A 15,056-nucleotide genomic window follows, 5' to 3' on the forward strand; every position below is an offset into this window, starting at 1 on the left:
TTCGTTGTCAGTGGGTAGTTCACTGGGTGAGCAGTACACGTTCGGCACCGTTAAACGGGTCTGTGCCGGACACGATAATGGTGTCGCCGACCGACAGGCCGGACATGATTTCGACGCTGGACAGGCTACGTGCGCCGGTTTCGATGGGGACCCGATGAGCGATGTCATCAATCACCCGGTAGGCGATGCGGCCACTGCCACTTTCCAGAAACTGGCCGCGCTGTACCATCAGTACATTGGCTTTGTTTTCCATTAAAATGCGGGTGGTTAAACGCTGATTCTGACGCAGGCCCTGTGGGCTGGTCAGGGCTGTACCCTGTGCATCATGGGTGGCGAATCGCACCCGACCGGTCACCTGATTGTTCTCAATCTCCGGGGAGATAGTGACCAATGTGGCCAGGTGCGTTTCACCATTGAGGGTTACCTGGGCATCCATTCCGATGGCCAGGTCGTCGGCGTAGCTTTCCGGAATATCCACTTCCAGTTCAAATTCACTCAAGTCAACCACAGACAAGATGGGTTGGTTCTTGGTCACCTGGTTTTTCTGTTCAACGGCCAGGTTGCCGACGATGCCGTTAACCGGCGAACGCAGTGTCAACTCTTCCACTTTGCGACTCAGTTCGTCCACCAACAGTGCCTGACGCTGCACCTGCAATTCGTTGGTCTGTATTTCGAACGCCAGGCTCTCCTCGTTCAGTTCGGCATCTTTGACCGCATGTTGATATACCAAACGGGCGTTCTCGAGGTCATCCTGGGCCTTTTCGTAGTCAATCTGGCTGATGGAGTTGTGTTCGTAAGCTTTGTCTGCACGGCGTTTTTCACGGTCGGCGGCAGTCAGTGCCACTTTGGCCAAATCAACCGCTTTCTGGTTTTCCAGGGTTTGTTTCTTGGCCTGTATTTTCTGGCGATCCAATGCCATGCGGGATTCCTGCAAACTGGCTTGTTCCTGCTGCAGTTGGTTGGTCAGTTCGGGGCTGTCAATGGTGGCCAGAACCTGATCTTTTTCGACCGCATCACCGGCATCGACGGTAAAGGTGATGGTGCCTTGTGCCGGGCTGTACAGCCGAGGACTGACGGCGGCAACTACCCGTCCCTGCACCGACAGATCGCGGGTCAGATCTCCCTGGGTGACCTGTGCCAGGCGCACGCGTTCGCGGCTGATGCTGACATCGGAATTTGACCAGTTACTGATCGCGGGGGCTAATGTTGTGTACAGCAGTGCACACAGAGCCACTGCCACGGCAGCAATGACATAGGGTTTCTTTTTGCGACTGGGTGCGATGACCACATCCTGTGCGCTGGTGTCTGCAATTTTCATCCGGTTTACCTTGCAAAATTTGAGAACAATCACCGCTTAAGTCGAGGCAAATGGGCAAAAGGTTTAAATCTCATGGGACTTTTTTTGTTGGCCGGATAAATTTGCGTGATGCTTGTCTATTTTGGACCTTGGCAGTAACGTGGTGATGTCAGGCAACAAAGGAAGTGATTATGTCCGCGCAATCCCATTACGCCACCTGTACGCTGTGCGAAGCAATGTGTGGTATCGAGGTACGCCACGATGGTGACCAGATCCTCAGTATTAAGGGTGACAAATTAAATCCCTTCAGTCAGGGGTATTTGTGTCCTAAAGCCTCTTCATTGAAAGATTTATATGAGGATCCAAAGCGCTTGCGTCAGCCCCATCAACGGGTCAACGGGCAGTGGCAGCCCGTGTCATGGGAAACCGCGATTGATAAAGTGGTCAGTGGGCTGTTGGCGGTTCAGCGCGCTCACGGTGATGATGCCGTTGGCGTATATCTGGGCAATCCGAATGCCCACAACATGGGCAGTTTGTTGTATGGGCCTGCGTTCTACAGGGCTCTGAATACCCGCAACCGCTTTTCCGCCACCAGTGTGGACCAGCTTCCTCATCATGTGGTCAGCCGACTGTTGTTCGGTCATCAATTGCAGATCCCGATACCGGATATTGATCACACCCAGTGCATGGTTATTCTTGGTGGCAATCCGCTGGCGTCGAATGGCAGCATCATGAGCGTGGCCAATGTGAGACAGCGCCTCAAGGCCATTCAGCAGCGCGGCGGTCAGGTCATTGTGATTGATCCCAAACGCACCGAAACGGCCCAGATGGCGTCGGATCACCTGTTTATCCGCCCCGGTGCGGATGTGTTGTTGCTGTTGTCGATGCTGTGCGACGTGTTTGAGCGTGACTTGGTCAATCCCGAACACCTCAGCGACTATCTGCCCGAATGGCAGTCGATTGGTGATTTTGTGGCGGCGTATCCGCCGGAACGCACAGCGATTCACACCGGCGTATCACCGGACAGCTTGCGTGCACTGGTCGATTGTTTTTGCCATGCGCCCAGTGCCGTGCTGTACGGGCGCATGGGCGCGAGTGTACAAGCGTTCGGAACCCTGAATCAGTACCTGATCATGCTGTTTAATATGTTGACCGGTAATCTTGACCGTCGCGGTGGAATGATGTTTACCCAGCCAGCCGCAGACCATTTGTCCCAAGGGGGGCACGGGGCTATGGCCCGTCATCACAGCCGTGTTCGTCAGTTGCCATCGTTTGCCGGTGAGTTTCCGGTAGCCTGTCTGGCAGAAGAAATTCTTACTCCAGGGGAGGGCCAGATCCGGGCGATGGTGATCGCAGCAGGAAATCCGGTTATTTCGACGCCGAATGCTGATCAACTGTCCAAGGCACTGTCACAACTGGATTTTCTGGTTGCCATCGATTTCTATCTGAACGAATCTAATGCGAATGCGGATATTATTCTGCCGCCGGTATCGCCCCTTGAACGGGATCACTATGATCTGGTGTTTCATAAGCTGGCAGTGCGCAACTTTGCTACCTTTTCGCCGGCCCTGTTCAGTACCAGCGAAGCGCACAAATCAGACTGGCAAATATACCTGATGCTGGCTGAAAAGTTGTTGGTCGAAAAATACGGTAACGCTGATCCGCTCAAGCCCTTACAACAGACAACGCCGAGCGGCATCATTGATAATTTGCTACGTCATGGTCGTTATGCCAACAGTCATGAGCTGAGTATTGATACCCTCAAAGCCAACCCTCATGGTATCGATTTAGGCCCGCTACAACCCGACTTACCCAACGCACTGTTCACAGAAAGCAACACCATTGAATTGCATCTGCAACACTTCTTTGCCGATTTGAAGCGGGTAGAAGAGGTCTTTTTTGACACGCCCTATGAGCCCCCGCACCATCTGTGGTTGATTGGTCGACGTCATCTGAAATCGAATAATTCCTGGCTGCATCACGTGGATCGTCTGGTTAAGGGCAACAACCGCTGTGATGTTCAGATGCATCCCCATGACGCTGCCAACCTCGGCATCGAGCAGGATGAAACGGTGATATTGCGCAGTGAGCGGGGTGAGATCCGGCTACCGGTCGACATTACAGAAGACATTATGCCCGGTGTGGTCAGTGTGCCTCATGGTTGGGGCCATGATGTACCTGAAACCTGGGGAGGGGAGGCGTTTGCCGTGAGCGGCGTGAATGTGAATCGCCTGACTGACGATCGGGCAATTGATGCCTTGTCTGGCAATGCGGTACTCAATGGTGTTCCGGTGACCGCACATAAAGTGCGGGCACCGGCATCTTCTTAACGGGGGATCAGGGGCGGTTACGGCCCATTTTGTCGTGACTGCTGACCCAGTGGCCGGCAATGACAGCACAGGCCAGAGAGATATCACCGGCCAATACCGTGGCGGCGACAATCTCGGCAAACTTGTTGGCCTTGCCTTTACCATAGCAACCGAGCATCTCCAGACACTCTTTTTGAGTCGGTAATCCGGTGCCACCACCGTAGGTGGCAACGATCAGTGAGGGTAGGGTCACCGACAGGTAGAAGTCACCATTGGGTAACAGTTCGTGGGACAGTAACCCCGCATGGGATTCCACCACGTTTGCCTCGTCTTGGCCGGTGGCAATAAACAAAGATGCAATGCCGTTGGCAGAGTGGGGACCATTGTAGGCCGCGCCCGCCATCAACGCGCCAGTGTTGGCTAACACGGTGGCGCGGGCCAGCAGCTTGGTATCAACCTTCATGATTTTGGCCAACACGTCTTTTTTCAACACAATTTCAGCGATGACCCGTTTGCCGCGTGAGTGCAGCATGTTGAGGTGACTGTGCTTCTTGTCGGTATCCATATTGCCTGACAGCAGGTACTCGCAGGCGGATGGGTAGTTGGCTTTGATCCATTCGCAGGCTGCCAGGGTCGCTTTGCCGACCATATTTTGTCCGGCGGCATCGCCGGTGGTGTAATTAAAGCGCAGGTAGCGGGTTTTAGACACTGACCATTGGTGGATGTGGGTGAGCTTGCCGATGCTGGTGGTGGATTCTGCTGCGGCGCGAATTTTGTCGAGGTTATCGTCTACCCACTGGCCGAATTCGCGGGCTTGTCGGGCATCTTCAAAAATAAACGCCGGTGCCCGTTGCATGAAACCTTCAACCACGGTGGTTTTCACGCCTCCACACTCATTGATTACGCGCATGCCTCGGGAATAACTGGCGACCAGTGTGCCCTCAGTGGTGGCCAGTGGCACATAGAACAGGCCGTTGGCGTGTTCGCCGTTAATCTGTACGGGACCCGCGACCCCAACAGGCATCTGTACGATACCGATAAAATTTTCCACGTTGCCAGGCAACACTGCCGGGTCAATGGTGTAGTCCCCGGTATACTTTAACGGGGAGCCGGTCTTTTCGGTCAAGAATTCACGGCGTTTCTGGGCCATTTCATTGGAATGGTCGTCCATGGAATTACGTGGGATGCGGTTTTCATCTACCATTTGCTTCAGTCCTCTTAGTGCTCGTGCGGATCAGTGAGGTTAACCTCCTGATTATAGTCACGATTCTAATTTATACACGGTTACGGACGAATGACAATGGAAATGTCTAAAACTTCACCATGGTAAAATAATTAGGCGTCGGTGGGTTTTTTACGCGTTCGGTTGTTGGTGTCCCTGGTTGCCTGAACCCAGCCAACGTTGTCCACCGAACAGGGACGTTTGGCCAGACGATCGTATAGCAACACATTGACGGTTGCTGCCAAATTCATACAGCCGTTGGTGGGGATGTAGACCACAGCGTCACAGCCATCCAGGGTCGTTTGGTCTAGCGAGCCATCTTCCGGGCCGAACAGATAGTAAGCATTGTCAGGATGCTCAAATGCCGGCAGTGGCGTGGCGCCTTCTACCAATTCTACTGCCACGATGCTCGCGCCGCGAGGCCGCATTGCCAACAAGTCATCGCAGCCGACGGTGGGGATTTGCCGAGCGGCCTGCTGAGTGTCGGTGTTGAAGCGGCGTGCATAGTGAAAGCGCTGACCGGTGAACCATACCGCGCTGACCCCGTAACACTTGGCTGCGCGTAGCACACTGCCCATGTTTTCGGCGTTTTTCGGGTTACTGATCCCGAGACTGACGGTACCAGGATCTGGCAGGATTTTGTTGTTGTCTTCAGCCATTGTGGTCTAGAGTAATGTCTTGTCATGTTGCGATTAAATGATGGCATGCGCCGACAGTGCGGCGAGCGCAAGCCTATCAGTACATGACGGGAAACACCAGCGTGAAACCTCAATGGAGAAAAAGATGCGCTTTGCCAGTTTTATAGAAGCTCTGGATATGGGACGTTGCGAAGATCAATTGCAACGTCAGGCACTATTGGAATTGATCGTTTTGTTTGTACACATTGACGGTGTTGTCACCGAAGAAGAAACCCGATTTATGCACCAATGGGTGGCGGATATACCCTGGAGCGGTGAAGTGGATCGCGATGTTTATCTGTCTGAAACGGAAGAAAAGGTTGAAAATGCAATCTTGCTGGGTGAGGTCGATGACTATATCGCACACCGTGCAAGGCAGTTAATTGACCAGTCGATCAAGGATCAGGCGCTGGAACTTGCCGAAGCGATCAGCCATGCTGACGGTGAACTGGCTGAGCAGGAAGCCAAGGCTATTGAGCAACTGCGTCAGTTGCTGGTACCGGCGATGCCTTAGTCGCGACAGTTGATTCAAAAAAGGGGGCTGCAGCCCCCTTTTTTTATTGTCATCAGGCGGATTTTAACACCCGCGCCACCATCGCTTTACTGTCATTGATCATCGCCACAGTGTTGCGACGCAACTTCAGCAACAGTAAGTAAGCCAATGGCACCAAGAACAAACTGGTCAGGGTTGAGAACAATAACCCCCCGATGATGGCGATGGCCATCGGCGAGTAAGGGGGGCCGTCACCGCCGATCTGGGTGTTGCCCAGGGCCAGGGGAACCAGCCCCAGTACTGTGGTTGCTACGGTCATGAGTATCGGTCTGACCCTTGATGAACAGCCTTCCAGGATAGCGTTGGGCACTGTCAGGCCATCACTGATCAACTGGTTTATCCTGTCCACCAGCACGATGCCGTTATTCACCACTATCCCCATCAGGATCAACATACCTATCATGCCCATGATAGACATGGGCGTCATGGTAATGAAGAAGGCCCAGAACACCCCGGTAAAGGAGAACAACAACGACGTGATCACGGCGGTTGGTAATAACAGCGACTCGAACAGTGCAGCCATGACCACATAAATCATGCAGATGGCCAGGATCATGTTGGTCAGCATGACACCATTGGCTTCATCCTGACGACGGAATCCGCCGTCCAGGGTCCACTGATAGCCGCTGGGCAACTGAATGTGCGCAAGGGTCTGCTCAATGCGTTCACGGGCCTCACCCAATGTCGTGCCTTCTTCCAGGTTGGCGCCAATACTCAGGGCGGTCTGACGATAATTGCGACGAATTTGCGTTAACCGCGGTTTGACCACCAGGTCGGCGACCATGTCGAGGGTGACGTTTTGGGTCTCATCCCGCTTAATGGTCAGATTGCGCAATTGCTCCAACGAGGTCTGCACGTCACGATCGAACATCAGACGGATATCGACTTCACCGTTGTCACCGTGGCGGAAGGTACGCAGGTTGCTGCCGCGCAACGCAGTGCTCACCACATCTGCCACCTGACGGGTGCTCAGGTCAAAACGATAGGCTTTCTGACGATCAATCAATACCTGCAGTTCGTGCTTCTGACCTCCTGTGTCGGCCTTCACATCGGTCAATCCTTCGATGTCTGCCAGCACCGGAACAATATTGTCGGCAATTTCCAGCAGAGTTTCCGAGGACTGGCCCAGCAGGGTCAGACGCACGCCGCCACCGTTACCACTGTCCCAGCGGAACGAGGGCTTTGCACGTACAAAACTGGGCATGGCATCACGGATCTTTTTCTTCAGCTCAGCCACCGGCATGGGTAAGTCAGGCTTCAGTGTGAGCCCTGATACGGCATAACCCGGGGTGTAGTAGCTGTAGACCTGCTTTAGGTGGAAGGCATCCTGGTTAGCGTACAGGAAGTTCTCCATCTTGGTGACCGTTTTCTCCACCTCTTCCAGGGTGTAGTTGCCCTGAATATGGTAGTTCAGCCAAATCTGTTCTTTGTCGTTGTTGCCTTCGTCATCCATGCTGACAAATTGCATCGGGATGGCAGTGCTCAGCAGGATCGCGACTGCTATGGCCAGGGTTTTGCGCTGGTGGGCCAGGGTCCATGACAGGACACGACGATACAGCGACAGCCACTTGCCCGGCCCTTGATCGGTTGTTGGTGGACGTTGTTTGATCCGCGAGGCAAGCAGGGGGATCAAGGTCTGCGCCAGCAACAGGGAGGCAAACAGTGAAATACAGATCGCAATCGCAACGTGCTCCAAAAACACCGTCACATTGACTTTAATGCCAATAATGTTGGGCAGGAACACAATGGCGGTGGTGGCCGTGCCCGCGATCACAGCAAGGCTGACTTTGGCGACACCGGACTTGGTGGCCTGTACCGCATTGGGGTTGTGTTCTCGCTCCTGAAAAATGCTTTCCGTTACCACCACGGCATTATCGACCAGCATACCGACTGCCAGCATGAGTCCCATCAGGGACAGAATATTGAGGGTGTAACCCATCAAATACATACAGCCGAGTGTGATGCAGATGGAAAAGGGTACCGACAGCACCACGATAAGGGTTGTCGTCAGCTGACGCAGGAACAGGTACAGCACGATGATGGACAGCAATGCACCCAACAGACCGGCGTTGAGCAGATCACTCAGCGAGGAGGTCACACTGTCGGCTTCATCCTGCATGATGAACAGGTTAATGCCATTGAATGCGGGGTTTTGCTTGGCATCGTCAATCACATCAAGCACGGCCCGGGAGACTTCCACCAGGTTGGCGCCGCTTTCACGATAGATGTTAAACCCGACAGCGTAGGTTTGGTCGAGGTGACGGCCTTCGGTACGCCGTGGCGTTTCATACATGATCTGGGCGATGTCTTTGAGGCGGATACCGGCGCTGACATGCAGGTTTTCAATGTCCTGGACCGAACGATATTCACCCTGTGGATTGACCGTGATCTTACGGTCCATATCAAAGAACTGACCGGCGGTCATGGAGAAATTGGCGTCACGCAAGGTTTTCGCCAGTTGGTTGACATCCACGTGCAATGCCGCAATACGGGCAGCATCCAGACGAATGGCGATTTGTTTTTTCAACACTCCGTACAGTTCGACTTTGGACACGCCATGCACCCGCTCAATGGGCATTTTCAGGTTGCGGTCGAGCAAATCGTAGGCGTTGGATAAATCCCGCTCACTGGACACCCGCAACTGGAAAATGGGCATGTCATTGGTGTTGAATTTGAACACCAGGACACGTTCCACATCATCGGGTAGCAAGTGCCGGATCGCATCGATTTTTTCCCGCGCTTCGATGCTTTTGGCTTTGATGTTTTCTTCCCACGCAAACTCGATCATGATTTCGGCTTTGTCTTCTGTCGACTCCGAACGCAGCCGTTTGATCCCTGACATGGTGGCCAGGGCTTCTTCCACTGGCCGGGTGATCATTTTCTCGATCTCCGCTGGGGTTGAGTCCTTGTAGGGGATCTGCACAAACATTTGCGGAATATCGATGGCCGGCCACTGCTCAAGGGGCAGCAGGCGTCCCGATACCACGCCAAACATCAGCATGGACAGGAAGACCATGCACACGGTAACCGGGCGCTTCAGGGCGAAACTGGCAAGGGCAGCCCCTGCCGAGGCGAACTTATCCATACACGGTCTCCTCAGCGACGCCGTCTGGGGCCTGTGCAACAATGTGCTTGCGATCGAACACGCTGTACAGCACCGGGATCACAACCAGGGTCAGCACGGTGGCATACAGCAATCCGAAGATCACGGTGACAGCCATCGGTGTGCGGATTTCTGCCCCTTCACCCAGTCCCATTGCCATCGGCAACAGACCGAGGGTGGTGGTCAGGGTAGTCATCAGTATGGGGCGCAGACGAGACTGGGCTGCTTCGCGGATGGCCTGACCTTTTTCCATACCCTGGGTACGCAACTGGTTAATCCGGTCAATCAACACGATGGCGTTGTTAACCACGATACCGGCCAGCATGATAAGGCCAATGAACACCACCACGGACACATGGGTCTGGGTCAGGAACAGGCCATAAATCGACCCAGCACACGCCAACGGAACCGTAAACAGGATCAGCAATGGGTGCAGCAATGACTCAAACTGCGATGCCATTACCAGGTACACCATGAACACCGCCAGGGCCAGAGCAAAGTACAGTGACGCAAAGCTGGCTTCCATTTCCTCACTTTGACCGGTCACAACTGCACGCATACTGAGGGGGAGTTGCAGGGTTTTAAGCAGTGCATTGGCTTCCGCCACCGCTTCACCCAGGTCACCGTAACGCAGGTTGGCTGAGACAATTGCCACCCGTTGCTGACCGATACGGCTGATTTCACTGGGGCCCGTGGTCATGGACAGTTCGGCAACCGCATTCAACGGAATCGACGGTGTCGAACCGGGATTAACAATGATTTGGCCGATGTCGCTGATGGAATCCCGCTGTTGCTCCTGGCTACGCACCAGTACATCCACTTTACGGTCATCGATGGCATATTGGGTGGCTACTTCGCCACCGACTTTGGCGGACACCAGTTTAGACACGTCCGGTGCGGTCAGGCCCAGTTGTGCCAGTTTGCTGTGATTAAACTGGATTTTGAGCTCAGGGCTGCCCGATTGCAGGTTGGTTTTCACGTCGGCGAAGCGGTCATTGCTTTCCAACAGGGACACCACCTGTTCACTGGTCTTTTTCAGGATGGCCAGATCATAACCACTGATTTCGATTTCCAGCGGCGTCGCAAAGGTAAACAAGGCGGGTGTACCAAACTTTGAGGTGACACCGGCTTGTTGGGAAAGAAAGTCACGTAATGCGTTGACGACTGTCTGTTGTTGGTCCTTCGTGGCGCCAGACGCCATGACCACGTTCAGCTTGCCCCAGTTTTCGCCACCCTGGTTGGGTGAAGCATTCATCAGTGCACCCGTTCCGGCCAGGGAGTAAGAGCGGCTTACGCCAGGTTGTACATCTGCCTTTTCGGCCAATGCCGCCAGTACCCGATCGGTCTCTTGCAAGCGGGTACCGCTGGGCAAGGTCACTTCGACAAAAAACTCGCCTTGTGCCATATCCGGGATCAATTCCATCCCCAGACGAGGGATTAGCATGACAGATGCGGCTGACATCACCACCACCAGGCCGAGAACCATCATTCTGGCCGACAGCGCGGCATTGAGCAGCGGCGTGTACAGGCGTTGGACAGCGGTGAAGACTTTGTCAAACCCCCACAAGATAGGTGAGAACAGTGCGCCCAACGCCTTTTTCAGCAATCGCGCAATAAATACCACCACTGAGACCACCAGCATTGGCAGGGCGTAGAACAAACCCTTAAACAACAGGCGCACGGGCATCACGGCGTAATAACCCACACGGGCCATTTTGCCATTGGGTTTCACTCGGGCCGGGCTGCGAGGGCCCAGATCCAGCTGTTGGGCGTTGGGGTCTTTGCTTTCCCGGGCCGCCAGCATGGGGATCATGGTCAAAGCGACAAGCAACGAGGCGCCCAACGCAAAGGTGACCGTTAGGGCCTGGTCACGGAACAGTTGTCCGGCAATCCCTTCCACAAACACTAATGGGAAGAACACTGCCATGGTGGTCAGGGTAGACGCCACGATGGCGGTTGACACTTCCTTGGTGCCTTCGGCAGCCGCCTGCCATTGAGACATACCACGTTGTTTGTGTCGGTCGATGTTTTCCAATACCACGATACTGTTGTCGACCAGCAAACCAATCGCCAGTGCAATACCACCCAGGCTCATGATGTTGAGCGAGATGTCATTGCCGTACATCAGATTGAATGTGGCAATGATAGAAACGGGGATCGAAATCGAGATGATCAGGGTCGGCCAGATGTTTTTCAGGAACAGGTACAACACCAGCATCGCCAGAATACCGCCGATAATACCGGCTGATTTGACATTGCTGATGGCATTGCTGATGAACACTGACTGATCGTAAACCGGCTGCAACTGATAATTGGCCGGCAACTCTTTTTGCAACGCATCGAGTCGTTGCTGGACGTTTTTGGCGACTTGAACAGTGTTGGCATCACCCTCTTTGTAGATGGCAATTTCAACCCCTTCGAAACCGTTGAAACGGGTAATTGAACTGCGGTCTTTGTGGGCGTCCTGCACTTCGGCGATGTCACCCAGACGAATGTGCTTGCCGTCGCGGGTGGCAATGAACAGATCTCGCATGTCATCCAGACTGCGGAATTCATTCAGCGTACGCACCAGATATTCCTGACTGCCATCTTCCACACGTCCGCCGGACGCGTTAACGTTCTCGGCTTCCAGACGGCTAATCACGTCATCCACGGAGATGGCTAACTGGCCGGTGCGCTGCTGGTTGATAAGAACTTGCACTTCGCTTTCCAGACCGCCACCCACTTTCACCGAAGCGACACCATCGACTGATTCCAGTTTGCGCTTAATTTGCTCTTCTGCATAAATGCGCAGGCGCTTCATGCCCTGAGTGTCCAGGGTGACAGGGGTCGCATCGATGGGGGCTGCGGATGATTCGCTGTTAACCGGCGTTTCGACGGCAACAAAACCAAACCGTAACACAGGATCCAGACTGGGATTAAAGCGTAACAGTAACGGCTTTTCGACATCCAGTGGCAGTTGCAGGACGTCAAGCTTTTCCCGTACTTCCAATGAGGCCAGATCCATTTCTGTACCCCATTCAAATTCCATGATGACATCGGATTGTCCGGCTTTAGACAAAGAGGTGACCTGCCGCACGCCTTTGACCACGCCGATGGCTTCCTCGATCGGTTTGGATACCAATTGCTCAATTTCGCCCGGTGCTGCACCCGGATAGTCGGTGCGGATCGTCAGCGTCGGGTAGGACAATTCAGGTAGCAAATTGATGGCCAGGCGGGACAGTGACACCATGCCAAAGAGCAAGATGGCAAAGGTGAACATCCACACCGTGACCGGCCGTTTAACGGCAATGTCGACTAGTCGCATGACAGACTCCTTAACCGTTAACGACGTCTACGGGGGCTTCGTCTTTGAGGTTTTGATGACCCGCAATCACCACTTTTTCATCACCTTGCAAACCGCTCAGAACTTCCACTGATTCACCTTCCTGATAGCCAACTGTGATCGAGACTTTGCGTGCTACGCCTTCATCGACAACGAATACATTGGTTTGATTGTCAATCGACAGAAGGGCTTTGCGAGGCAACAGGGTGGCGTTGGCATGGGTATCATAGTTAAGCGCTACCTGGGCAAACATGCCGGCTTTCAGTTGATGCTGTTCGTTAGGTACCCGTAACGTCACTTTGAAGGTACCGGTCTTGGCGTCAATTACCGGTGAAATGCGCTCAACAAAGGCGCGCACGTTTTCATCACCCAATGCGGTCATGGTCAGACGCGCTTCCTGATCGCGGTGCACCCGAGCCAGTTCTTTTTCCGGCAAATGTACGATGCCATACAGGTCTTGCTGAGACACAATGTGGAACATTCTTGCCCGTTGGAAAGATTCCGTCAGGTTACCCACTTTGGCGTTACGTTCGGCAATGTAACCGCTGATTGGTGCCCGGATGGTGGTTTCTTCCAAATCCAGTTCTGCCAGAGCTAAGCTGGCTTTGGCTGCTTCATACTGGGAGGTCAGTTTGTCATAGGTGTCATCACTGACCAGTTTCTTGTCGTAGACTTTATTGATCTTCTCCAGCTCTTTCTCAATGCCTTCCAGCTCGGCTTGCGCCCGGGCTAGGTTTAGGCGATAGCGGGACTGTTCCAGCTGCGCCAGTATCTGGCCTTTTTCGACAAAATCACCTTCTTCGACATTGATGGTCTGGATAATGCCCGATGCACGGGCGACCACAAACGCTTCATCTTTGGCTTCAAGCACGGCGGTAGTGGAGTAGTTGGATGATATGTCACCTTGTGACAGAGCGGCAACTTCGACCGGAATGGCGATGACCGCTTCTTTTTTCGCTTGTTCTGTGTTGGCACTGGCGCCTGCTTCTCCGCAGCCTGACAGTAAGGCACTTAGTGACAGAGCGGTACCGACCACTAACAGCTTCATTGTGGTTGTTGTTGGTGTGATCCGTGGCATGTTGGTTCCCCGATGAATTGTGATTGAAAACAACCCATACAAAGCAGAGTGTGTGCCACGTTTAAAAAGTCTTTAAAAACAGATAGATACACTATGTTGGTGAAATTGACGACAGGTCGTTGGTAAATCGTTTAGCGAATTTCACCACATAGTTGTGAGAATGACCAAAGCAGGTGTTCACCTGCCTTGGTTGGGTTTACTCGATAGTATAGCGGGTGTTTATGGTGACATTGCCGCGCAGCATCAGCATCACTGAGCAATATTTCTCAGCCGACAATTCAACCGCCCGGGCGAGGTGTTTCTCGCTGATATCATTGCCGGACACAATATAGTGGGCATCTATTTGTTTGAATACCCGCGGGGCATCGTCAGCTCGGATGGCTGACATTTCACAGCGGCAGGCTTGAATGTCCTGGCGGGCTTTTTTCATGATCTCAACCACATCGATGGAAGAGCAGGCCCCAGCTGCCAGCAAAACGGCCTCCATGGGACTGACGGCATTACCTTCGCCATCCATATCGATGTGATGTCCGGTGTCGGTGGTACCGCGAAATTGCATGGCTTGTTGCCATGAGACTGTTGCTTTCACTGATTTCTCCGTTTACGTCAGGGTTCGATCAAGGTGATCCGATCCTTTTCCAGGCGGATCCGTTGTTGTTTGTAGAGGTTGCCCAGGGCTTTCTTGTAGGCGCCTTTGCTTACCCCGAATCGCTGCAAAATGTCGTTCGGTGCACTTTTGTCGGTCAGGGTAGAGATACCGCCATGGGCGCGAAGGTCATCAATGATAGCCTCGCCCAGATCCTGACGTGCCTGTTCGTCGTGTAACTGCAGGCTAACATCAATTTTACCGTCATCGCGGATGCGTTTTATGAATCCATCGCAGCGCTCGCCGACCGACAATGGCTTGATCAGCTCATCTTTGAACAGCAATCCAAGGTGGGTGTCATTGATGATCACTTTCATGCCCAGATCAGTGCGCGCTACGGCGGTCAGTGTGACAGCCTGACGGGGGCTAAAATCCTGGCCTTTTTCGGACAGAAACCGGTGTAACCGGGTACTGCCGATCAGGCGTTCTCGCTGTGCGTCGAGTGTGACGTAGACCATGTAGGCCAACCCCTGTTGCAGAGGCTTGTCTTGCTCTTTGTGGGGCACCAGTAAGTCTTTGTCGTCCAGCCATTCGACAAACGCGCCAGCATCACTGATGTGTTTGACGGTCATCAGGGCACACTGATCACGCAGTGCCGTCGGGGATGCCTGGGTGGCAACCAACTGACCCTCTTTGTCATGATACACCAGCACATCAAGGCTATCGCCGATGGCCAGCGATGCGGGTGCAGCGTCTCGCGGCAACAGTACCCACTCGGGATCATCGCCTTGCAGGTAAAAGCCAAAAGGCAACGCATCAATGGCCCGTAATGTATTAATTTTTCCGATATGTAACATACTGTTAGGTAGGATCCGTGGTTAACAACCCTGGGTCGAATTCTGTTAT

Annotated in this window: 10 protein-coding genes; 2 read left to right on the top strand and 8 right to left on the bottom strand. The window is 53.5% G+C overall.

Features of this window, described 5'->3' with window-relative positions; translation table 11 throughout:
- Window positions 1–19: 19 nt before the first annotated feature.
- Window positions 20–1,318: an efflux RND transporter periplasmic adaptor subunit gene (locus LJ739_RS03765; protein ID WP_229157260.1), complete on the bottom strand. Its 1,299-nt coding sequence runs from the start codon at window positions 1,316–1,318 to the stop codon at window positions 20–22.
- Window positions 1,319–1,488: 170 nt separating this feature from the next.
- Between LJ739_RS03765 and LJ739_RS03770 the strand changes: the two genes are divergently transcribed.
- Window positions 1,489–3,627, top strand: a complete 2,139-nt coding sequence (locus LJ739_RS03770; protein ID WP_229157261.1) for a molybdopterin-dependent oxidoreductase — start codon at window positions 1,489–1,491, stop codon at window positions 3,625–3,627.
- 7 nt (window positions 3,628–3,634) lie between these two features.
- Here LJ739_RS03770 and LJ739_RS03775 read toward each other — a convergent pair whose 3' ends face one another.
- Complete coding sequence (locus LJ739_RS03775; protein WP_229157262.1) at window positions 3,635–4,810, bottom strand: hydroxymethylglutaryl-CoA reductase; 1,176 nt, start codon at window positions 4,808–4,810, stop codon at window positions 3,635–3,637.
- Between the two features lie 131 nt (window positions 4,811–4,941).
- Window positions 4,942–5,487, bottom strand: coding sequence for an RNA methyltransferase (locus LJ739_RS03780; RefSeq protein ID WP_229157263.1), 546 nt, complete (start codon window positions 5,485–5,487; stop codon window positions 4,942–4,944).
- 112 nt (window positions 5,488–5,599) lie between these two features.
- Between LJ739_RS03780 and LJ739_RS03785 the strand changes: the two genes are divergently transcribed.
- On the top strand, window positions 5,600–6,019 hold the full coding sequence (locus tag LJ739_RS03785) for a tellurite resistance TerB family protein (RefSeq protein ID WP_229157264.1): 420 nt from the start codon (window positions 5,600–5,602) through the stop codon (window positions 6,017–6,019).
- A 52-nt stretch (window positions 6,020–6,071) separates the two neighbouring features.
- On the opposite strand, the gene LJ739_RS03790 is transcribed toward LJ739_RS03785, so the two are convergent.
- The 5 genes from LJ739_RS03790 to LJ739_RS03810 form a co-directional block, all read right to left on the bottom strand.
- Window positions 6,072–9,143 carry an efflux RND transporter permease subunit gene (locus LJ739_RS03790; protein ID WP_229157265.1) on the bottom strand — a complete coding sequence of 1,024 codons (3,072 nt, stop codon included), beginning with the start codon at window positions 9,141–9,143 and terminating at the stop codon, window positions 6,072–6,074.
- Complete coding sequence (locus LJ739_RS03795; RefSeq protein WP_229157266.1) at window positions 9,136–12,468, bottom strand: efflux RND transporter permease subunit; 3,333 nt, start codon at window positions 12,466–12,468, stop codon at window positions 9,136–9,138. The genes LJ739_RS03790 and LJ739_RS03795 overlap by 8 nt, the downstream gene beginning before the upstream one ends.
- A 10-nt stretch (window positions 12,469–12,478) precedes the next feature.
- Window positions 12,479–13,534 (bottom strand): efflux RND transporter periplasmic adaptor subunit, encoded by a 1,056-nt coding sequence (locus LJ739_RS03800; protein ID WP_229159398.1) that lies wholly within the window; start codon window positions 13,532–13,534, stop codon window positions 12,479–12,481.
- A gap of 226 nt (window positions 13,535–13,760) precedes the next feature.
- Window positions 13,761–14,153 (bottom strand): OsmC family protein, encoded by a 393-nt coding sequence (locus LJ739_RS03805; protein WP_229157267.1) that lies wholly within the window; start codon window positions 14,151–14,153, stop codon window positions 13,761–13,763.
- Window positions 14,154–14,170: 17 nt separating this feature from the next.
- On the bottom strand, window positions 14,171–15,007 hold the full coding sequence (locus LJ739_RS03810) for a CvfB family protein (protein ID WP_229157268.1): 837 nt from the start codon (window positions 15,005–15,007) through the stop codon (window positions 14,171–14,173).
- Window positions 15,008–15,056: the final 49 nt, after the last annotated feature.

It is taken from the genome of Fluctibacter halophilus, from assembly GCF_020687825.1.
Taxonomy (GTDB): domain Bacteria; phylum Pseudomonadota; class Gammaproteobacteria; order Enterobacterales; family Alteromonadaceae; genus Fluctibacter; species Fluctibacter halophilus.